Genomic DNA, 20,879 nt, shown 5'->3' on the forward strand with positions numbered 1-20,879 from the left:
ACCGCCGTACCTGCGCGGGGCGGCGCTTCTACGCTCTCACCGGGCGTTCACCGATCACCGGGAGGTTCCGTGTCCGCGTACGGCCCGGCGCTCACCGGCGCCCGCGACCCTCGAACTCCTCGCCGGGTTCGGCCCGGAGCGCCAGGGCTCTCCCGCGTTGGTCCGCGCGCAGGTCGTCGCGGGCCAGGAGGAGGTCGCGCAGCACGGCCACAGGAGGGGTTCCCCGGTGTTCGTCCGCCCAGGTCAGGGCCAGGGCCGCGGCACGTCTCGCGTGACCCGTGCCCAGGTGCTCCTGGCGGAGCAGCGCGCCCAGCACCCGGTGGGCCGCGTAGTTCGTGACGTGCTCGTCGAGCCATGCCAGGCCATGCCCGACCAGTGCGCTGACACTCTCCTGAGCGAGGTCGGAGCGCGCCAGGTAGGCGGGGAGCAGCGAGCCGGCCGAAGGTTCCAGGCCGTGGACGGCGAGCCAGTCGTCCGCATACTGCCGTACGCGGACGGCCTGGTCGTGGGCGAGGTCGTCGCGGCTCAGCAGCGCCCGGACGACGTCGGGCACGGCGGCCTCCCCGGCGTGCCCGCCCAGCCAGGCCAGCACCGCGCCGCAGATCTCGCGGAGCTGGTCAGCGGGCAGCGCGGAGCACCCCAGGCAGGAGATCAGCACGGTGCTCACCGAGGGCCGGCTCTGGTGGGCCCGCACCCAGCCCAGGGCGTGCCTGATGACCTGGTCGCGCTGCGCCGAGGTCAGCCCCGCGTGCCGCAGCAGGCTGTCGAGCAGGTAGGACGACCGGGGACGGAGCCCGTGCCGCTCCAGCCAGTCGAGCGCCTGGCGGATGGTGATCGCCTCGTCCTGCGGGGAGCGCTCCGGACGGCGGAGCAGCGGGGTCAGGACGAACGTCGCGGCGTACTCGCCGGCGTGGGCCTCCAGCCAGACGACCGCGTGCCGGATCGCCGCCGCAGATGTCCCGGCGGCGGACGGGCCGAGGAGATGCTGGAGCAGAACGGCGCTCCTCGCATCGGCCGGGTGCGCGTCCAGCCAGTCGAGCGCGAACCGCGTCACCGCGTCGTGCTCGTCCGCGAGAGGCCTGAGGAACCTGAAGACCGCTGTGCAGACCGTCACGGCTTCCGGCCTGCGGCTGTGCTCGCCGAGCCAGCGCAGGGAGAGGCTGATGAGCTCCGGCCTGTGGTCCTTGAGTTCGCGCGCGCCCAGCAGGCTCGCGATCGCGTCGCCGGCCTCGGCGAGATGCGCGGCCGGCTCGATGCTGTCGAGCGCGAAGTCCGGCAGGGAGGCGGGTCCAGGTAGTTCCCAGTCGAAGGCGGGTTGCAGGCCGGGAAGGAGCCGGGTGTCCAGCGCCGCGCCCGCCACCCTGGCGAGCTGTCCCGGCGGAAGGTCGGCCCGCACGAGCAACCGCTGCAGCACGTAACGCGGGTCAGGACGCTCCACGCTCGGATTGCGCAACTGCCCTTTCCTGTTGAGGTCCTCGAGCCGGTCCACCATCAGCGACGACCACTCCAGAATCCGGTCGGTCAGGAGCCGTACCTGGTCCTGGCTGAGGTGGTCGAGCTCCGCCAGTGGCCGGAGCACGAAGGACGCCCGCTTCTTCGTCCCGTGTTCCCTCAGCCATGCGAAGGCGTACCGCGCCGACTCCTGCCGTTCCTGCGGGGTGAGCCCTGGATGGTCGACGCAATGCCGCAACACCTGCAACGCGCCGAAGACCGCATGGTGCCGGGCGAGCCAGCGCAGGGCGAGGCCCAGCAGCCGGCGCTCGTGCTCCGCGAAACGTTCCTGGTGGTCGAGGAGGACGGGGAGCACGTGGTGGCTCGTGAACTCCTCCGAGTACTCCTCCAGCCAGGTCAGCGCGAAGCCCAGAGCGCGCTGCACCGCCACGTCGTCGATGTGCGGGGCGCGCAGCAGGCGGGACATCAGCGCACCGATGACGCCCCCGGCCTCACTCCTGGCGTGGTTGGCCTCCAGCCAGGCGAACGCCTGCTCCTCGAGAGTCCACCCCGGCTCGTCCGGCTCGCTGTCCTGCTCGGGTCTCGGCCCGCCGACGCGGCCGAGCAGGACGATGTCCTTGCCGCGCCAGTGCAGGGCACGCAGGAGCACGTCGGCCATGAGCCGGGGCGGCAGCTCCGGCCGGCCCAGGAGCGCGCCCAGCAGCGTCGGGTTGAGCCCCGATCTCCTTCTGAACCAGGAGGACATCCACTCGAGCGCCAGCGCCGCCGCGTCGGCCAACCGCGCCCCGGTGAGTTCGGCGCGCCGGAGCAGGCCCGTGATCACCAGGGCCGGGCCGTCGTGGACCGCCTTGGCCTGGCCGGCGTCGTTCCAGCGATGCAGCCAGGAGAAGGCGAAGTCGATGACCCGCCGCGCCTCGGGAGTGCGCAGGCCGTTCCACCTCAGGACGCTGCGGAGGACGAAGTCGGACCGCTGATGCTCCGCGTGCAGTTCGAGCCAGTCGAGGACGGCCGGGACGACCTGCGCCGTCTGTTCCTCGGTGAGATTCGGAACGCCCGCCAGGAAGCATGCTTCGTCCAGGCTGAGCCGGATGGGCGGCCGGATGGAGGGCGGGGTGGGAGGCCGGATGGGGGCAGGCGAGATGGGACGCGGGATGGACGGCCCGATGGGAGGCCGGATGGGGGCAGGCGGCGGTGCGGAGCCGTCGTCCGGAGGTCTCCGGTCGCGGTGCCGGGCGGCGAGAACGGCGTCGATGAGGGCGGAGCTGTGCTCGGCCCTGCCCGGCTCGCGCGGCAGGCGCTTCTTCAGGAGCTTGAGGACTCCCGCGTAGAAGGTCTCGCCGGGCGGGTGCTCGGCCTCGCGAAGCCACTGCGCCGCCCGGTCGATCGCCCTTCCCGCCTGCGCGTCCGTGAGCTGACCGCGGCGCATCAGCTCCCCGAGGACCGCACCGTAACGGCGGTCGTTCTTGTGGGTGTCGAGCCAGTCGAGGGCGTGGGCGGAGATGCGCTGCCCCTGCTCGGGCCCACAGTGCCAGAAGCCGAGCATCGAGCTCACCAACTGGGCGGACATCCGCTCGACTCCGTGGGAGTCCATCCAGTCCGCGGCGTAGCGCGCGATCCGGTCCGGCTGCGTCGAGCTGAACTCCATCCGGTCGACGACCCGGGGGTTGTCCTCGGAAGGCTTTCGACGGCCCCGTCCGGCCAGCGCGTGGATGACCTCCTTGGCATCGAAGACCTTCTGGTTCTCCGGACGGGAGCAGGCCTCCAGCCAGATCAGCGCGTGAGCGATGGCGCGCCGGGCCTGTGCCCGGCTGATGTCCTTCTCCTTGAGCCTGACCACCTCCTTGACCAGGTGAAGGCTCTCCAGGCGGGTGTTATGGGCGTCGAGCCAGTCCAGCACGGCGTCGGTCGCCGACAGGCCGTCCCTGAGCTCGAACAGGACATCCGCCAGTTGGTAGGCGGCGTTGGACTGGCCGTGCGCCGCGAACCAGTTCAGGGTGTGTGACACGGCCTGATGGAAGTGCCGGGCCTCGATGCCCGGGGCCGCCAGCAGCGCCCTGAGGACGAAGTGCGCATCGGCACGCGTGTCATGGTGTCGGAGCCAGGCCAGGGCCCGCTCGGCGGACCGGACACGAAGCCGGCCATCTGGTGCCCGGCGCTCCAGGAGCGGGCGAAGCACGAAGCTGCCCAGGGGCTTCTCGCCGTGCTTGTCCAGCCACCGCAGGGCGGCGGCGACCACCTGCCCTGCTTCCTCGTCCGTCAGCGTGGTGCTTCTCAACAGCGGGTCGAGCACGCGGGAGGCGGTCGACCAGGTGCTGTTCTCCGACAGCCACTCCAGGGCCTGAGCCAGGCACGACTGCGCGCCGGCGGCCCCTGGTTCGAGGCGGCGCACCAGCACGCCGAGCAGTTTCGGCGCGCCCGTGTGGCCGGGGAACCGCCGCAACCAGTCGAGCGCCGACTCGACCAACGGCAGGGGAACGAGCCCCTCGGGGCACCGGTCCAGGAGGTTCGTGAGGACGAGAGGTTCGCGTTGCCCTGCCTCCGCCGCCTGGAGACAGGGGCCGGCGACGGTGGACCAGTTTCGCGTCAGCGCGGCGTGCCAGGGCGGCCCTGCGACCATGGCCAGCAGCCCCCGCTCACCCTCCTGAGTGTTGTCGTCGTCCCGGAGGAGCATGCCTGCCTCGCGCGCGTGCAGATCCAGCCACCCGCCGCAGAGCCGCTCCAGGAGAGGCGGCAGCGCGCTCTCCGGATAGCCGTCGGACATCAGCCGGAGCCGGTGCGCGAAGCGGGCGAACGTGGCCGTGCCCGTGAGCGCGGCGTCCAGCAGCGCGGCCGACTGTGCCCCGTGCAGGGTCTCGCCGGACGGCGTGACGAGGCAGTAACGCAGCAGTTCCTCGGTGACCAGGTCGTGCAGGCCGTGCAGGCGTCCCTCCCGCTCCTCCAGCCAGCCACGGCCGACCAGCGTGTCCACCACGGACACGGCCTCCAGCCCGCTTGCTGGCGATCCGGCCAGCAGCCTGCGCACGGCGGCCTCGACCGCGGGACGCGGCTGCGGGCAGGCGGCCAGGGCCGCCGCGGCGGCGAGCGGGTACGGCTCGCGCCCGGCCGCGACGCCAGGACCAGGGAACAGTTCGTCGGCGCTCAGGTGCGTCAGGAGCCAGTTCGACAGCTCACCGCCTGGCAGCCGGGACCTGCGCGGCACCGCGGGCTCCCCGGCGACCCGCCCCTTGAGCTCCGCGGCGATCAGTACGGCGAGGCCGGGCCGCAGCCCGCACAGTCCGGCCAGTTCCTCGGCGCTCCACCCGGATGCCTTGCCCGGCTGGGGCCCGACTCCCCCCAGGATCGCCTCCTGCACGCGGCGCAGGTACGGCTCGGTGTCGGGCACGGCGGCGTGTGCGAAGCGCTGGGCCACGCGGCGTTCGCGGAGCGTGGCGAACGTGGTGGGGCCGGCCGAGGCGAGGACGGCGACCCGGCGCAGCCGGTGGCCCGCTCCCTCCCGCATGGCGCCCGGGTCGAAAGAGATGTCCGGCCGGACGTCGTCGAGGACGATGAGGAGCTTGCCGCGACCGGAGCGCACGGCCATGTCGACGGCGCGCTCGATGGCCGGATCGGTGGCCGGCCGCTGGTGCACCACCTGCCAGCCGTTCCGCTGGGCCAGCGCGGCGGTCTCCAGGCAGATGCGGCTCTTACCCGCCCCTGCGGCCCCGGTGAGGAGCACGCCGGGGCTCTCGAACTCCAGCCGGGCCAGCAGGTTCTCGGGGCGGGCCGGGTGGTGGTGTTCCGGCCTGGCGAAAGGTATCCGCTTCTCGCAGAGACAACTGCCCGAGTTCGCCAGCTCCGTGACGACGTTGTCGTGCGGCACGAGTTCCCGAAGGTCAGAGGAAGGCGTTTGCCCGGTGTACTCCTCCAGGCGGATGCCACGTGGCTCCAGCAGGCTCCGCAGCGATGGGTCCTCCCCCAGGTGCGCGATGCTGACGGCACGCAGCGAGGGGGACAGATGGCCGGTGCAGACGCCGACGACCACGCCTTTCCCGTCGGCGAGGACGGCGGCGCCGGAGACCCCTGCCCAAGGTTTCTCCAGCGGTTTGACGCCCCGCACCTTGTCGATGATGGCGCGGAGCTCGGGCCGGCCGGAGTCGACGGTCAGCTCCAGCCGGTACGGGTCGGCGAAGGAGCCGAGCGCGATCGTGCCGAAGAACTGCCGCCGGCCCGAGCCGTCTTCCTCGACGCCGTAGTCGGGAAAGCCGATCGCGTCGTAGCGGACCTGGTCGGCGTTCTTCCTCAGCTTCGCGATCCGGGCATTCCATATGTCCGGCCGTACCGCGCTTTCCAGTACCGCCAGCGCGATGTCGTACGTTCCGTCGTCGTCGCGGACGTAGCACGAGTGTTGCTCGAACCTGCCGATCCCCAACGGCCGGTCGATGCCCGCCAGCCGGACGAAGCCGCGTTCGCCGTCACGTGCGTCCTCGAAGAGGTGGGCACAGGTCAGAACCAGATCCGGCGCGATCACATAGCCGGAGCCGCGGAACTCCCCTTCACCGTTGAAGATCTCGACGACTCGGTCAAGTACCGTGTCCCCAGCCAAGGGTGCCGATGCTCCTTTCGACGAGCGGCCGTCAACGGCTGTCAGCGGCTGTCGCGAGTGAGCGGGATCGCCGGCCTCCGGCCTGCCCCGGTCCGCACGTAGTCGCCGTCCGCGGTCTCGGCTGCCAGCTCCAGCGTGAGCGTGTGGGTGGACACGGTCTGCTTGGACGTCTTGCCGTCTCCCGAGAACAGCCAGATCTTGACGCCCACGCCCCCCTCACGGCCGGCCGTCACGGCGACCTGGGCTTCAAGGTTGATCTTCTCGATCCGGAACCGGACCGCTTCGCCCTCACTCTCCTCGATGGACCTGGAGAGCTCCTGGCGCAGAGCCTTGAGTGCGTCGGCGAGTTGGATCTCCATGCGCTCCCTCACTGTTCGGGCCGCGCCGCGTCTCTGGCGGCGCGGGCCCATCGAGTGTCGGGGGCGGGTACATCCGGCACCAGAGCACTTCGCATAGGAAGCGGATTCGCTGCGGAAGTGCGGAACCGGCCGGCGCTCGACCAGCGCGTCCAGGGCCTGCGTCAGCCGTACAGAACCGGTCGCGGCTACGGCCGGCGCTCGACCAGCGCGTCCAGGGCCTGCGTCAGTCCCAGGCGCTCGCCGTCGGCGTACTCGTGCTGGAAGACCTTCTCGCCCAGCATCCGCCGGATCTGGCCGATGCTGCGGTCGCGGCCGTGCACCAGGTGCGAGAAGCCCCACAGCTGAGGGGCTCCGGCCGGCTGCCAGACGCTGTGCGCCGCGCCGAGCAGCAGCGCCGCCAGCCGGGCCTCTCCGCGCTGCGCCAGGACCCGGGCGAGCGTCTCGCTCACCGTGGCCACTCCGAGCCGGTCACCGAGCCGCCGCTTGAGCTCCAGGCTGCGCCACAGCAGGACGACGGCCTCCTCGGTCTGGTCGATCTCGGCGTACTCCATGGCCAGCGTCCAGAACAGATAGGACCGATGCCAGATCTCGCCGCAGGACTCCGACAGCTCCAGCGCCTGCTGGAAGAAGCCGGCGGCCTCCTCGCGGAAACCGCGCATCGACGCGGCCAGCCCGAGCTGCGCCAGCGCCTGCTGGCCCGTGAGCATGCCGGCGCGGTGCCCGTCGATGCGCAGCGCCGCCCACGACTGCTCCACCGCCCTGTCGGTGTCCGCGAGGAACAGGGCGGAGAGCCCGCGTAGCTGGTGCACGGCGGCGCGGATGCCGTGCCAACACTCGCCTTCGCGCCGGATGACCGGCTCAACGCGCTTGAGCATGCCTTCGGCGCCGTCACGGTCACCGTGCAGGAGCAGAACGAACGCGGCGCTCCACAGTGCCCGGCACCAGGCGTGGGCCAGGCCGTCATCGGGTGGCCCGGGGTGCAGGCTGGCTATCCGGCGCATCCAGTGGACACCCTCCCCGACCTTCCCGCGGGCGACCCAGTACAGCCACAGCGCGTACGCGCCGTCGAGGAGGGTGCCGGACGCCTGGTCCTCGGCCAGCGCGTGCGTGAACGCCTGCCGGAGATTGGCGTGCTCCTCCCCGAGCCGCACGAGCCACGCCTGCTGCCGCGGCGTGGCATACGCCTCCTCCGCATGCCGGGCGAGGCCGAGATAGTGGTCGAGATGGCGACGTCGCGCCTCGGGCTCCCGCCCTGAGGAGGCCAGCCGCTCCTGCCCGTACAGCCGGACCGTCTCCAGCATGTGCAGCCGGGTCCGTCCACCGGATTCGGCGCGCCGCAGAAGCGACTTGTCGACGAGCCCCGAGACCGCCTCGAACGCCGCGTGCGGGCCGAGCCGCTCGTCGGCGCACGCCGCCTCCGCGTCGGCAAGGGACACGCTCCCCGCCGACACCGACAGCCGCTCCCACACGAGCTGTTCGTCCGCCGAGCACAACTCGTAACTCCAGTCGAACACCCCGCGCAGCGTCCGGTGCCGCGGATGCGCCGTACGCTCCGCGCCCGCCGGCCCGAGCAGGAGGAAGCGCCGGTCGAGCCGGTCGAGCAGGTCTTCCAGGGAGAGCGTGCGCAGGCGGCGGGCGGCCAGTTCCAGCGCCAACGGCAGCCCGTCCAGCAGGCGGCAGACCCGGACCACCGCGGCCCGGTTCTCGGCCGTCACCCGGAAGCCCGGCAGCACCGCCCGCGCGCGGTCGGCGAAGAGGGCCACGGCCACCGAATCCGTGCCGGTGTCGCCCGGGGCCGGGAACGGGCCGACCTCCAGCACATGCTCACCAGCCACATCCAGCGGCTGCCGGCTCGTCGCCAGGACCCGCAAGCTGGGTACGGCCCGCAACAGCGCCCGGGCCAGGGCGGCGGTCACGTCGAGCAGGTGCTCACAGTTGTCCAGCACCAGCAGCACCCGCTGACCGCCGAGCGCCTTGGCGACGGCCTCCAGGGGTCGCTGATCCGCGTTGAGCTGGACGCCGATGACGGTGGCGACGGCGTGGTCGACCATGTCCCGTTCGGTGAGCCCGGCCAGCTCGACCAGCCACACCCCGCCGGGGAACCGGCCCGCGGTCTCCTCCGCCATCCGGAGCGCCAGACTGGTCTTGCCGACGCCGCCTACCCCGGTCAGGGTCACCAGGCGGGCCGTCAGGACCAACCGGGTACCCTCTGCCAGCTCCCGCTCCCGCCCCATGAACCCGGCCAGCACCGACGGCAGGTTACCCGGGGGCATGGGTGGCCCCGCGGCGACCCGGTCGTTCTGGGGGTCCCGGAGGTCCCGGCCCGCCCGGTCAGCTTGGTCGGCCCGGATGTCCCGTTCGGCCTGCTCGGCCTGGCGACCCTGGTCACCCCGGAAGCCCCGGTCGGCCTGATCCCGGTCCGCCCGGTCGGCCCGGTCAGCCTGGAGGTCCCGTTCGACCTGCTCGGCCTGGCGACCCTGGTCACCCCGGAAGCCCCGGTCCGCCTGATCCCGGTCAGCCCGGTCGGCCCGGAGATCCCGTTCGACCCGGTCGGCTCGGAGGTCCGGGCCGGGCACCTGGCTCGGTTCCGCCCGATCGCCTGACAGAGCGATCTCGCGCCAGCGAACCGCCCAGGTGTCGAGGAGTTCCGGCAGGTGCCAGCCATGCGCGGTCTCGGCCGCTCTCCGGGGCTGCGCTTCCGCGAAGGCGGCGCAGGCGCGGACGAACGCCTCGACGACGTCCCAGGACGGCCGGACACGTCCGGAGGCGGCGTTGCGGAGCGAGGTCTCGGAGTAGGGCGTGCCCAACCGGCCGGACTCGCGGGCCAGCGCCTCGTAGCTGGGATCACCGGCCTGGTCGCGCAGGTCTCTCAACGCCTGGGCGAAGCGTCCGAGGAGACTGCCGGGGTCGGAGATGGGAGAGGGCCGACGTCCAGGACGCGCCAACCGACCCACGCCGCCTCCGCCATGACGGTCTTTCTGGACAGGCGGTCAAGCATATCCGAATTCGTCTCGACAGATCTTGCTGTAAGACCGGCCGCCCCCTGGCATTTGCGTGGCCCAGCAGACCGCAGGACAGGCCGCAGACCCACCTGATCGGCACACCTTGCTGAGCGGCATGCCGCCCCACGGCGGTTCCCTGACCCAGCAGACCGTGAGCAGGTCGAAGATCCCCACGTGACCGCCCGAAGCGCTTCGCCGTCCCGGAGCACGAGATCAACGACGAGTCCGATCCGCACAATCCGCAACGCCGTACAGCCCGGCTCTTGCTACCACGACCATGCTGCTGGCCGTGCACCGTGCAACCTGCTCGCACTTCCGGTCACCAAGGCCGTCCCAGCCCGGCCCCCGCCGCGCATCGGCCTGCACTGCTGACGGCACTCCTGCGCGCGATCCACAGGGGCGCCTCGGTGAAAACCGTCCAACTCGCCCTCGGTCACTCCTCGCCGATGGTCGCGCTCAACACGTACGTCAGGGAGTGGCCCGAGGCACACGAGAAGACGCGCGCCCTCGTGGACAGCGCGCTCGATCGTGTGCCCCGGATGCGCCTCCCTGCGCTGGCCGCCCAGGTCAGCGCCGTGATCAACTCGCCTTTCAGCGGTAGTTCGTGAACTGCAGGGCGATGTCGAGGTCCTTGCCCTTGAGCAGCGCGATGACGTCCTGCAGCTCGTCCTTCTTCTTGGAACTGACCCTGAGCTCCTCGCCCTGGATCTGCGCCTTGACCCCCTTGGGACCCTCATCCCTGATGATCTTGGAGATCTTCTTGGCGTGCTCCTGGTCGATGCCCTCCTTGAGGGCGACCAGCATCCGATACTCCTTGCCGGACAGCTTCGGCTCGTCGGCGTCGAGGATCTTCAGGGAGAGGCCACGCTTGATCACCTTCTCCTTGAAGACGTCGAGCGCGGCGTTGACCCGCTCCTCGCTGTTGGCCTTGAGCTCGATGTTGTTCTGCCCGGACCAGCTGATGGCTGCCCCAGTGCCCTTGAAGTCGAAGCGGTGTCCGATCTCCTTGACCGTCTGGTTCAGCGCGTTGTCGACCTCCTGGCGGTCGATCTTGCTGACGATGTCAAAGCTGCTGTCGGCCATCGGTGTGAGTGTCCTCTCTTCGTCCCTTCTGACCTTAGCGACCGCGAGGCGCCGGGGTGGGGACCGGGCGCGGGACAAACCGATGTCACGTGCGCCTCCAAAGTCCGCTATTCTTCTGTCTGTCGCCGCGAGCGGATGACACGGCAGGTTGCCCGAGTGGCCAATGGGAGCGGACTGTAAATCCGTCGGCTTAGCCTACCCAGGTTCGAACCCTGGACCTGCCACAGCAGTACAAAGAGGCCCGTCACCAGCGGAAACGCGGTGACGGGCCTCTTCTGTTCACTCCGGTTGGTTACGGCTTCCTACGGCCGTTCACGGTTGATCGTTCCCACTCCGTTCCCACGGGATTAATCACGAGTGGCGTCCCAGATGCGCTTCATAGCCGCGTCCTGCTGTAGTCGTCGGAACCTAAGAAACAGCCGCCAACACAGCTTGGATCGCTGAGATCAGCTGTTGATCAAGCTTGCGGTATGCGCCGCGGTGAGGTCGTCGTCATGGCGTCGGGCAGGGTGGGCGAGGAAGGCCGCGACGGTAAGAAGGCGCGGCCGGCCAGCCTGCCGAAGCGGACCAGCACGACCCGGCTGGAAGACGGCATCGCTCCGACGCCCCGCCCGGGGCGTTCCCGGCGTTCCTGTCGCTGATGCGGTCGGACCGGGCGCGGAACACGAACCCGACCATGAACCCGTTGGCGACCCTTGTCTCGGACGGCTCCAACCACGCGCTGGCCAGCGGCCCGGACTTCCAGGACGGGATGCTGCCGCTGGTGTTCCGTTCCGTGGCGGTGGTGACGAGTTCAGGTCGAGGCCCGCGTTCGAGGATCCCGCGCACGCGGTTATGGCCGGCGGCTACCATCACGGGCTCGGCGTCCATCCCGGCTGGACGCCGCCGCCCTCGCTCCTTATGCGCAACAACGGCAGCAAGGGAGACGGGCGCGAGCACGTCACTCCGACCACCGAGCACATGCGCACGGTCACCACGACCGGGCACCAGTCGCTGGTCACCGCCCCGTCCGGCCTGCCCATGCCCGAGACGCTGCTGATGGCCTACTACGGCAACGGACGCGTGCAGGGCATGAAAGAGCCGGTTGTGACAGTGCCCACCCGCGATCGGTGGGCGCTGCTTACCGCAGACGGCCAGATCGATGTGTCGTCCATCCTGCTCCGGATGCTCAGGATTCCCGAGCTCCGGCGAGCGCAGTCGTTCCCCGACCACTACAAGTTCGTCGCCGACACCGCGCGCGACAAGGTCAAGCTCATCGGCAACGCGGTCCCGCCACCCATGGCCGAGGTCCTGACCTGCGCCATCATCGAGGCGATTCTCGGCATCGAGCTGCCCAGGTTCGAGTACAGCCTCGCCGCCTGATAGCGGTAACGCAATCTGCCCAGCCGTGGCGGCGGCGGGGCAGATTGCGTTACCGCCGAAATGCTCACCCTTGAGGCGGTCCCGCTGTCAGGAGCCGCCCGCAGCGAGAAAGGTAGGGCTGGCGACACTACGAATCGCGCCGCCAACTCCAGACGTGCGCTTGGCTGGAGATTCGGCGCCCGCACCCTACGTCAGGCACTGTTGCATGGTCTTCCGTCGCGAGCCCGTGATCGGGCAGACCCGGAGCTCGCGGCCTGTCCCGTCGACGACCTTCCTGCGTCCCAAGGGCCGCTCGAGCAGGACGGGCACTTCGACGCCACGGAGGATGTCGAGCACGGCAGGCGGCCATAACTCGTCCCGCCACATCTCCAGCAGCGTGCGCCCGGGGGGCGGGCAGGCGTCGCGAAGCACTATCCGAAGCCGAACACTCGCCTCGGACTCGACGGCTTCGACTTTGTCGGTCTGGAGACATGCCGAGTCGCTCGCCCCGCCGAAGACCTGCAGGATGAGGACCCGTCCTTCCACCATGACCGTGTCGATCCGCCCGGGAAAGGGCGGTTCGACCGGCCGGGACTCCCGCATGCCAGCCACCATGGAGACGGCGACGGCCAGCACCAGGAGGCAGCACATGCGCCACAGGAAGGACGGGTCCAGGGGGCTCATTTCTTGTAGATATCCTTGCCGACGGCCTTCATCACGTCATGGATGTCGGTGAAGTAATTGATTCAGGTGGACCGGACAGGGCTGTTGTCGGCGTTTTCGCTGCCGTGGTGAATGCCCTTGGCCACCACGTATCCATCGCTCTTGCGGAAGGTGTAGACCGGGGCGCCTGAGTCACCGTCGATCGTGCACCTTCCGGATTTCTTACCTCCCTGAACCCAGCGTGTCGTGCTCTTCGCGGTCTCGAGCTTCCAGCCGATGTCGGTGGCCTTGAAGCGGCAGATCTGCCCGTTGGACCGGGTATCCGGATCCGGGCTGGCGCCGCCAACGCAGTACTGATCGCTTTCTCGAGCGGGGACCGAAAATCGCCCGCCCACCCATTGCTTTTCGGACGAGTCCCTGTCACCGATGAAGATGGTGGGGCTCGTGGCCCGGCCAAGTACCGTCTGCATCAGGGACACGTCGCCATAATAGGTCGGCTGGTTCGGCAGTTTGATCGTGCCTTGACCGGCCACCCAGTTCGTCCATTTGACGACATCGGCGCTCGTGATTCCGCCAGACGCAACGCAGTGCCCGGCGCTCACCATGAGGTTGTCGGCCGCCGTCCCCATGGCGAAGCCGGTCGTGCACGCCCCGAGTGGGGTGCCGTCGGGCTTGGAGGAAGTGAACTGTAGTCGGAGGGTCGTTTCGGCAAGGTCTCATAGACTTCCGACGACGTTTGTCAAGGGACAGTGGGAGTTCCCTGCCGGCGGAAAGTTGATCTCCCCTGGCCGGTGCCGCCGGAGCCGGTGAAGTCGCCGCCGCTGACGGGCGGGACCGGGGGCGGTGCCGGTGCGGCGGGTGCTGCATCGTCTCCGGTTCGACGATGTCGGCCCCGAGAGCGCGGCCGTAGCCGCGGTTTAGGAGCACCGGTTCGCGATGCCGCTTGGCTGCAGCCCGTCACGTGAAGCGGCGCCGCCCGGCCAGTTGATCGCCGCCATCCCGGTGATCATCCTGTTCGCGCTGGTCGAGCGCAAGGTGGTGGGCGGACTGACAGCCGGATCGATCAGATAGGAACAGCCTTGGTAAAGTCCTCCGCGATCACTTAACGATCTCGGAGGACTCCTTGAAGCTGCGCACCATCGCCGCCGCCGCCGTTCTGGGCGCCGGCGTTCTGGTTGGTACGGCGAGCCCCGCGTCGGCCGCCACCTGCTCGGGCACCCACCTGGACAACTGGCCCATCAAGGGCGGCTACATCGCCGTCTACTACAACTCCTCGACCGGCTACAACTGCGCGATGACCTACACCAACACGCCCGGCGTCTCGCAGTACATCCGAGTGACCCTCGGGGTCGAGGGCGGCGCGTCGAAGACCGACGCCCAGTACTACAAGTACTACGCGGGCCCCGTCAGCGTGTACGCCAGGGGCAAGTGCATCGAGTTCTACGGCCAGGTCGGCTCCAGCAACCCGCTGGAGGGCGTCGGAAACGCCTACTGCGGCTGAATTGATCCGTTGCACGCCGTGTGTCTCCAGCCCTGACGTCTGAGCATGCGCCTTGACCTGTAGCGTGCGGGGCTGACCAGATCGGCCACCGCCGCTCGATCCGGCAATTGCGTCGTTCGTTCTTGTGAGGCGTCGTCCCAGGTCAGCACTGTGGAGGACTGCGCCCTCGTGATGATGTGCCCTTCGGATGTGGCCGTTCTCCGGATTCTTCCGAGAAGGCCCGGCTCCCGCAGTGGACAACACCGTTACGGGGGATGCTTCTCGCGCCGGTCGCCGAGGAGGGCATCAGCCTCGGTCAGGACGATCCACAGCGCCGGTTCGCTGGTCCGGACGAGCGCTGGAAGGCACACATCACGGCCCTCCCGATTGTCCCGGGGGGCCGTTGTCTTGATCGAACTTCCGGACAACGCGAAGCGCCGCCAGTCGGGTGCGGCGACCTGGTGGCCGCGGGCGTTGCCGCCGACCCCGCCCGCCACCATGCTCAGGTGGCGGGCCGGCTCGTGAGCGCGGGCCATGCTGATCTTCTGCAGACAGCGATGAATGCCCGCTGGCGACGGCAGAACCATCCGCAACGCGGTCCGCGGTGTCAAGCAGGGGCAGTGCCCGCGCCCCGGGGACTCCGGCGGGCCGGTGTACACCGCGACCTCGGCCGGCAAGGTCGTCCACCGCGGGACCCGGGGTGGCGGCAGCGACGGTCGGGGCGGGGCGCTAGTACTTCACCGGCATCTGGGATGCGTAATACGCCTTCCCTGGTCAGCGTTCAGCTCGTGCCCCCCGCCTCACCGGCTCATCGGCCAGTGGGGCGGCGGTGCTGGACATCCATGCGCCTCGTGGAACACCTTGAGGTAGGCGCGATCAGTCATGAGCCCACCGCGTGGGCCGATGAAGACGCGCCCGTACGGGACCGGTCCCGAGCTGCTTGATGTGCTCCCGCAGCAGGGCGCACAGCCAAGGGTGGATCGGGACGGGGCGAGTCTCCCCCACCGCCCTGTTCTTGAGCCCGCGCCGCTCTCGGACCTGGCCGCTGTTCGTCCAACGACTCTCGATTCGAGCGTGCCCACACGATCGGTCCGGGCGGCACATCTTGCCGGTTCCACTTCCGCCGCACTGGCACGGACCGGGTGACGTGATCTCCCAGGTGCCCGGCTCCCGGACAAGGAGGCCGGGCGCCTGGTCGTGCCGCCACCCGGGCCGTGCGGCGCGCTCGCTCAGTCGCGGGTGACGTCAAGCTTCGTCGCCGAACCCCTCGCCGCCCTGACTCCCATCCAATGAGACTTGCGCCGGTTTGTTTAGAGCGTAAGCTTATGTTCTAAACAAACTGGAGGCACAGCCATGCACACCCTTGCCCTTGTCACCCCGCTCGTCCTGGTCGCCTACCTGGTCGTGACCGAATGGGTCCCGATGTTCCCGTTCAATGACCTGCGGTCCCAGACGGTGAAGGAGCGGCTCGCCATGGCCGCGATCAACTACCCGATCTTCATCGCGATCGCCGTCGCGGTGGCGCTGAACGCGGGCACCGTCGCGCTGGTCCTCAGCGTGCTGACGATGATCGGCCACGTCACGAGCTGGTGGCTTCCGTACTTCGGGTTCAGCTTCGCCGCCCAGCGCGAGGCCTACCAGCGGGAATACGCCCGCACCTGGAAGATCCTGCCCACCGAGGGCCGCGACGTGGTCATCGACGTGCAGCACATGGTGGTGGGCGTGCTGTGCCTGATCATGCTGGTGAGCGTGACCTTCACTACGCTGGCCTGATGAGCGCTCCTGGGCAATCGCGAGGCGGGCGGCCTGCCGTACTGAGCAGAGAGAAGATCATCGCAGCCACACTGGCCGTGATCGACGCGGACGGTCTCGAAGCCCTGTCCATGCGCAAGGTCGGCGAACGGCTCGGCGTCGAGGCGATGTCCCTGTACCGGCACGTGCCCAACAAGGCGGCGATGCTCGCCGCCGTCGTCGACCACCTGGCCGCCCAGGCCGCCGTGCGACTGCCCGCGGCCACCGCCTGGACCGATGCCCTGCTGGACTTCGGACACCACTACCGGCAGGTCCTGCTCGCGCACCCCGCCGCGGTTCCGCTGCTCGCCACCCACCCGGTCAGTCCCGAGGTCGGCGAGCAGTTGCTCGGCCAGATCCTCGCGACCGTCGACCTGGGTGAGACCTCCCTCGAGGACGTCCAGCTCGCCTTCCAGTCGGTGGCCGTCTTCACCCTGGGGCACGCCCTGGCCCAGGTCGGCACACCGCCCGGTCGGCGCGAAGCCCCCCAGCAGGCCGACGCCGGCTACTACGACACCTGGTTCGAGACGGGCCTGTCAGCCCTGCACAGGGGCTTCACGGTGGCACACCCCACCCGTCACGGCTAGCGCTACGGCCTGCACGGACTTCGAAGCTTCAGGCCGGTTGGAGACGTCGGATCCACAAGATCGCTCCGCGTGGAGTCTCGTCGAAGCGGAAGGCCGGCCCGCGCCACTCCCTAGGGCCATTCCAGGAGGCGGGCGCCGAGCACGGCGGTTTCCAGGGTGAAGCGCTGGGTGGGCTCGTCAGGTGAGAAGCCGGTCAGGCGGCGGATGCGTTCCAGCCGGTAGGTGACGGTCCTGGTGCTGATGCCCAGCCGGCGCGCGGCCGCCGCCTGGTTGCCGTGCGCGGCGAAGATCGCCTCCAACGTCTCCAGCAGCGGCTCATGGCCCCCGCGCGCCTGCAGCAGAGGGCTGAGCACGCTGGTCACCAGATCCTCGATCGCCGCCCGGTCGCGTAGCAGCACCGGGAAGACTAGCAGGTCGGCGGCCCTCACCACCTGCGCGCGGATGCCCAGCTTGTCGGCCAGTTCCAGTGCTCCCGCCGCCTCGCGAAAGGACGCGACCACCCCGCCGGGCCCACGCTTCGGACGGCCCACCCCGAGCCGCCAGCCGTCGGCGAACCGGGCCCGCACGTGGTGGGAGAACTCTCCCACCGCCGCGGGAAGCGTCGCGGGGACCACGCACACCAACAGCCCGTCACGCACGGCCACCAGCACGTTGTGCGAACCGAACCTGGCGATCAGGTCGCGCTCGATGCGATCCGGGTCGCCGTCCGACATGCCGCGGGCGACCGCCACCATGTACGACTCGGCCAGCCGGAGCCCGAAGCGCTCCGCCCGCTCGGCCAGCCGTTCCGCCCTGCCCTGGAGCAGGTCGTCGACGAACTCCCGCCGGGCCAGCTCCTCGCTGCGCCAGGCGGCCAGCTGCGCGCCCTCGTACCCCTCCATCAGGGCCGCGACCGCCCTGCGCAGCGCGGCCGTGCCTTCAACAGCACGCAACGCCTCGTCGATCAGCACCCGCAGCGGGACGCCCTGTTCGGCGGCGCGCTCGCCGGCCGCGCGACACTCCTCGAGTGTCGCGCGGCCGGGCAGCCGTCCCGTCGCGGCGTGCTCGGCGAGCAGCCGTGGGAGCGGGTCCTCCATCAGACTCCTACGTCGCGCCTGTCGAAGGCGAGAACTGCGGTGAGCGCCAGTACGGCCGCCGCTCCCGCCAGCACAAGATAATCACCCAGCGGGAAGCCCTGGTAGAGCGGCCTGCCCTCGGCGTAGTAGTGGAACGGCGAGACCCACTTGAGCCAGGAGATGGCATCGACGTTCCTGCCGACGGTGATGACCATGTAGCCGGCGACTCCCCACACGCCGACCACCGTCATGGCCAGCGCCTTGCGTCCGGTCATCGCGCCCACGGTCAACGTGAGCGCGCCGAAGAACAGGGCGAGGAGGAACACGCCGGTGTGCGCGGCGAGGATCCGGTCGACCCCTACGCCGAGGTCGATGGACCGGGCGACGCCGACGACGACCAGGAAGGTGATCGCGGTGATCGTGAGCAGGGCGATCAGTAGTCCGACGAAGCGGTCGAGCACCAGCCGCTTGCGGTCGATGGGCAGTGTGACGGTCAGCTCCAGCGTGCCGGACTCCTCCGGCTGCGCGATCGCCCGGTTGCCCAGGATCATCGCGCAGACGATGAACATGAGCGGGACGAGCAGCTGGTAGACGACCGTCTGCAGGTAGCCGGTCGCGGTGGCGATGTCCTCCATTCCGCCCAGGATGTCCCTGAGCGCTCCAGGGGCCTTGGCCAGCGCCTGTTTGCTGAGGGTCTCGGGATCTTCGCGCATGCTGTCGTAGATGCTGATGTACATCGTCAGGAAGAGGCTGATGCCGACGGTCCAGCCGATCAGTGCCCGGCGGTACTCCCCGAGCGTCTTGGTGATCACGACACCTCGCTGTAGTAGGTCAGGAAGATCTCTTCGAGGTCCGGCTCCGCGCTGACCATGTGCACCACGGTGAACCGGGCGGCCGCCTTGATCAGCGCGTCGGGGCGGCCGTCGATCGTGCACGACAGCGCCGCGCCCTCGACCTTCAGGTCTCGTACGCCCGGCAGGGCGGCGAACGCCTCGGGCGGCACCGGCGCGTCGAAGTGGAACTCCACGCGCCGCACCGCCTTCTCCCGCAGCGCGGCCACGTCCTCCACGGCCACCAGGCGGCCCTCGCGCACGATGCCGACCCGGTCGGAGACCTGCTCGACCTCGGCCAGCACGTGGGAGGACATCAGCACGGTCCGGCCGGACCTGCGCACCTCGCGCACCATGGCCAGGAACTCCCGCTGCAGTAACGGGTCCAGCCCGCTGGTCGGCTCGTCCAGGATGAGGAACTCCGGTTCGTGCATGAACGCCTGGACCAGCCCGACCTTCTGCTTGTTGCCCTTGGAGAGCTTGCGCATCTGCACCGACAGGTCGGCGTCCAGCCGTTCGGCCAGCTCCTCGATGCGCGCGCTCGGCACGCCGCCCCGGATCCTGCCCAGGAAGCGCAGGTAGTCACGGGCCTTCTCCCGCCCCTCCAACACCAGCTCGCCGGGCAGGTAGCCGATCCGGCTCCGGACCCCGTGCTCGCGGGAGTCCGCGCCCAGCACCCGCACCGACCCTCTGGTCGGCCTGATCACGTCGAGCAGCAGCCTGATCGTCGTGGTCTTGCCCGACCAAGAGTTTTGACAGTTCTTCGCGATAGAATGAGATCAGCGATCACGCAACAGAGGGAGGAGCGGACATGACCAAGCGAGCGGGCATCCTCGCCAGGATCAGCGACGCCGACGACACCAAAGGCGTGGACGACCAGGTCAAGGACATGCGGGCGTTCGTCGCCCGGCGCGGGTGGAGGCTGACCGAGGAACACGTGTTGGTGGAGAACGACACCAGCGCGTTCAAGCGCCGCAAGATCAAGCTTCCGAATGGGCGAACCGAGCTCCGCACGGTGCGGCCCAAGTTCCGTCGCGCGCTGGAGGTGCTGGCCGCGCGTCAGATTGACGTACTTGTGGTGTTGGACCTGGACCGTCTGGCTCGCCAGCCGCGCGATCTCGAAGACCTGATTGACGTGGTCGAGGAGTCCAAGTTCGCGGTGACGTGCGAGAGCCTGACCGGCTCCTGCCAGTTGACCAGCGACGCGGGTATCACCATGGCGCGTGTCATGTGCGCGATGTCCAACAAGGCGAGCAAGGACACCGCGCGACGGGTGAGCCGTGCGCGTCTGCGTCAGGCCGAGGCGGGGCAGTTCGGCGGCGGTCCCCGCCCCTATGGGTTCGAGGCGGACGGGGTCACCGTCCGGCCGGAGGAAGCCGCAGAGATCGTGAAGATGTCCAATCTGGTGCTGTTGCCGAACTTCGGCAAGCCGAAGGGACCGAGCTGTAAGAGCATCGCGTGTGATCTTCGCGAGCGAGGCATTCCCAGCGCCAACGGGTTGCCCTGGCGCGCCACCACCGTTCGTGATGTGCTGCTGCGGCCCCGCAATGCCGCCCTCATGGTGCACAAGCCCGGCGAGGGACGTAAGCGGTATGCGCCCGAAGACGTGGTTGCTCGCGCCCCGTGGGATGCGATCATCAGCGAGGACGCGTTTTGGACGATCACTGCCAAGCTGAATGATCCAGCCCGCACGACCACGCCCGGACCGGCCGCCCGCTGGTTGGGTAGCGGCACCTACCGATGCCCCTGCGGTGAGACCACCCGCGTACACAGCGCGGGCGACAGGGCCGACCGGCCGGTGTATCGATGCCAGAGCGGCGGCAAGGGACACGCCACCTGCCCGCAAGCCGAGCTGGATGAGTGGGTGGAAACGGTGGCTATCACGATCTTGGCCAGGGACGCCGCCGACCTGGTCATCCCGCCGACGAGCGGGGTGGACGTGACGGCTCTGCGCACGGAGTTGATCGCCCTGCGTCAGCGCAAGATCCAGTTGACCGAGGACTACTCGGCGATGCTGATCGAGCGGCCCGAGTATCTGGCCGGGCTCAAGCGCGCCAAGCTCAGGATCGAGGAGATCGAGCGCGCCCTTGACGATGTCGCCGACGCCTCCCCGCTGGCACCCTTCGTCGGGGTCGATACCGAGCACGCGGCCCGTAAGGTGTGGAAGGGGTTGGGGGTCAGCGCCCGCCGCGAGGTGATCAAGGCGATCATGACCGTGACCTTGAAGCCGACCGGCCGGGGCAAGCGCCCGCACATCACCGACCGCGTGATCATCGACCCGATCACCCCGGCCCCGCAGGAATAGCCGTCTCTGCTCACGGGTGTGCCCCCGCCGAGTCCTAGACGGCAGGGGCACCCCAGTGATCACCCTAATCCCCGCTTCTCAGCACCAGCGCCAACCGGTCCCGCTGATCTTGCGTCAGCCGGGGCCAACGCGCGACCAGCGCCCGAGCGCACGCAACAAGATCAGTCTTGTCCTCCGGCTCCCGCTCCTGCACGAGCCCCGAACCCTCATCCGCCCTTGCCTGCCCCTGCCCGCTGACCGCCTCAGCCGCCGTGGCGTGCCACCTCCTCTGGCCATCCCGCCCACCCGCCCTCGGGCAGCGGTGGCTGACCTCCGGATCGCGGCCGGCCGATGATCACAGGGGAGAAGA

General features: G+C 69.7%; 18 protein-coding genes and 1 tRNA gene. 9 read left to right on the forward strand and 10 right to left on the reverse strand.

The annotated features are described in order from the left end of the window. Positions 1 to 91: 91 nt before the first annotated feature. The 3 genes from ACWDLG_RS01425 to ACWDLG_RS01435 all read right to left on the reverse strand — a co-directional run bounded on the left by ACWDLG_RS01425 (position 92) and on the right by ACWDLG_RS01435 (position 8,666). Positions 92 to 6,034 carry a hypothetical protein gene (locus ACWDLG_RS01425; protein ID WP_449914722.1) on the reverse strand — a complete coding sequence of 1,981 codons (5,943 nt, stop codon included), beginning with the start codon at positions 6,032 to 6,034 and terminating at the stop codon, positions 92 to 94. A 41-nt stretch (positions 6,035 to 6,075) separates the two neighbouring features. Beyond that, positions 6,076 to 6,393 carry a trypco2 family protein gene (locus tag ACWDLG_RS01430; RefSeq protein WP_449914724.1) on the reverse strand — a complete coding sequence of 106 codons (318 nt, stop codon included), beginning with the start codon at positions 6,391 to 6,393 and terminating at the stop codon, positions 6,076 to 6,078. Positions 6,394 to 6,578: 185 nt separating this feature from the next. Further along, the gene (locus ACWDLG_RS01435) at positions 6,579 to 8,666 is read right to left on the reverse strand and encodes an ATP-binding protein (protein ID WP_449914727.1); all 2,088 of its coding nucleotides are present in this window, start codon (positions 8,664 to 8,666) and stop codon (positions 6,579 to 6,581) included. A gap of 63 nt (positions 8,667 to 8,729) precedes the next feature. Here ACWDLG_RS01435 and ACWDLG_RS01440 point away from each other — a divergent pair, with 63 nt between their 5' ends. Further along, complete coding sequence (locus ACWDLG_RS01440) at positions 8,730 to 8,996, forward strand: hypothetical protein (RefSeq protein ID WP_449914728.1); 267 nt, start codon at positions 8,730 to 8,732, stop codon at positions 8,994 to 8,996. Between the two features lie 806 nt (positions 8,997 to 9,802). Beyond that, positions 9,803 to 10,003: a hypothetical protein gene (locus tag ACWDLG_RS01445; protein ID WP_449914730.1), complete on the forward strand. Its 201-nt coding sequence runs from the start codon at positions 9,803 to 9,805 to the stop codon at positions 10,001 to 10,003. Here the strand turns inward: ACWDLG_RS01445 and ACWDLG_RS01450 are convergent. Next, positions 9,987 to 10,478, reverse strand: coding sequence for a YajQ family cyclic di-GMP-binding protein (locus ACWDLG_RS01450; RefSeq protein ID WP_449914733.1), 492 nt, complete (start codon positions 10,476 to 10,478; stop codon positions 9,987 to 9,989). The genes ACWDLG_RS01445 and ACWDLG_RS01450 overlap by 17 nt on opposite strands. 142 nt (positions 10,479 to 10,620) lie before the next feature. On the opposite strand from ACWDLG_RS01450, the gene ACWDLG_RS01455 reads away from it, so the two are divergent. After that, positions 10,621 to 10,702: transfer RNA gene (locus ACWDLG_RS01455), tRNA-Tyr, on the forward strand. 610 nt (positions 10,703 to 11,312) lie between these two features. Further along, complete coding sequence (locus ACWDLG_RS01460; protein WP_449914736.1) at positions 11,313 to 11,840, forward strand: DNA cytosine methyltransferase; 528 nt, start codon at positions 11,313 to 11,315, stop codon at positions 11,838 to 11,840. A 186-nt stretch (positions 11,841 to 12,026) separates the two neighbouring features. On the opposite strand, the gene ACWDLG_RS01465 is transcribed toward ACWDLG_RS01460, so the two are convergent. Beyond that, positions 12,027 to 12,503, reverse strand: coding sequence for a hypothetical protein (locus ACWDLG_RS01465; RefSeq protein WP_449914738.1), 477 nt, complete (start codon positions 12,501 to 12,503; stop codon positions 12,027 to 12,029). Positions 12,504 to 12,565: 62 nt separating this feature from the next. Further along, positions 12,566 to 13,111 (reverse strand): hypothetical protein, encoded by a 546-nt coding sequence (locus ACWDLG_RS01470; RefSeq protein WP_449914739.1) that lies wholly within the window; start codon positions 13,109 to 13,111, stop codon positions 12,566 to 12,568. 307 nt (positions 13,112 to 13,418) lie between these two features. On the opposite strand from ACWDLG_RS01470, the gene ACWDLG_RS01475 reads away from it, so the two are divergent. Both ACWDLG_RS01475 and ACWDLG_RS01480 read left to right on the forward strand, forming a co-directional pair. Next, positions 13,419 to 13,553 carry a hypothetical protein gene (locus ACWDLG_RS01475; protein ID WP_449914741.1) on the forward strand — a complete coding sequence of 45 codons (135 nt, stop codon included), beginning with the start codon at positions 13,419 to 13,421 and terminating at the stop codon, positions 13,551 to 13,553. 52 nt (positions 13,554 to 13,605) lie between these two features. Next, on the forward strand, positions 13,606 to 13,983 hold the full coding sequence (locus tag ACWDLG_RS01480) for a hypothetical protein (protein WP_449914743.1): 378 nt from the start codon (positions 13,606 to 13,608) through the stop codon (positions 13,981 to 13,983). A 245-nt stretch (positions 13,984 to 14,228) separates the two neighbouring features. Here the strand turns inward: ACWDLG_RS01480 and ACWDLG_RS01485 are convergent, their stop codons facing one another. Further along, positions 14,229 to 14,549 (reverse strand): hypothetical protein, encoded by a 321-nt coding sequence (locus tag ACWDLG_RS01485; protein WP_449914745.1) that lies wholly within the window; start codon positions 14,547 to 14,549, stop codon positions 14,229 to 14,231. Between the two features lie 766 nt (positions 14,550 to 15,315). Between ACWDLG_RS01485 and ACWDLG_RS01490 the strand changes: the two genes are divergently transcribed. Beyond that, positions 15,316 to 15,735 carry a hypothetical protein gene (locus ACWDLG_RS01490; protein ID WP_449914747.1) on the forward strand — a complete coding sequence of 140 codons (420 nt, stop codon included), beginning with the start codon at positions 15,316 to 15,318 and terminating at the stop codon, positions 15,733 to 15,735. Further along, positions 15,735 to 16,340 carry a TetR family transcriptional regulator gene (locus tag ACWDLG_RS01495; RefSeq protein WP_449914750.1) on the forward strand — a complete coding sequence of 202 codons (606 nt, stop codon included), beginning with the start codon at positions 15,735 to 15,737 and terminating at the stop codon, positions 16,338 to 16,340. Before ACWDLG_RS01490 ends, ACWDLG_RS01495 begins: the two co-directional genes overlap by 1 nt. 110 nt (positions 16,341 to 16,450) lie before the next feature. On the opposite strand, the gene ACWDLG_RS01500 is transcribed toward ACWDLG_RS01495, so the two are convergent. From ACWDLG_RS01500 to ACWDLG_RS01510, 3 genes are read right to left on the reverse strand one after another with little or no spacing between them, the layout of a single operon-like run. Continuing rightward, complete coding sequence (locus ACWDLG_RS01500) at positions 16,451 to 17,416, reverse strand: PucR family transcriptional regulator (protein WP_449914751.1); 966 nt, start codon at positions 17,414 to 17,416, stop codon at positions 16,451 to 16,453. Further along, positions 17,416 to 18,207 carry an ABC transporter permease gene (locus ACWDLG_RS01505; protein WP_449914754.1) on the reverse strand — a complete coding sequence of 264 codons (792 nt, stop codon included), beginning with the start codon at positions 18,205 to 18,207 and terminating at the stop codon, positions 17,416 to 17,418. Before ACWDLG_RS01505 ends, ACWDLG_RS01500 begins: the two co-directional genes overlap by 1 nt. After that, on the reverse strand, positions 18,204 to 18,995 hold the full coding sequence (locus ACWDLG_RS01510; RefSeq protein ID WP_449916164.1) for an ABC transporter ATP-binding protein: 792 nt from the start codon (positions 18,993 to 18,995) through the stop codon (positions 18,204 to 18,206). The genes ACWDLG_RS01505 and ACWDLG_RS01510 overlap by 4 nt, the downstream gene beginning before the upstream one ends. Before the next feature lie 41 nt (positions 18,996 to 19,036). On the opposite strand from ACWDLG_RS01510, the gene ACWDLG_RS01515 reads away from it, so the two are divergent. After that, a complete protein-coding gene (locus tag ACWDLG_RS01515) occupies positions 19,037 to 20,530 on the forward strand; it encodes a recombinase family protein (protein WP_449914756.1) in 1,494 nt (497 codons plus the stop codon). Positions 20,531 to 20,879 lie beyond the last annotated feature (349 nt).

It is taken from the genome of Nonomuraea sp. NPDC003727 (assembly GCF_053586935.1).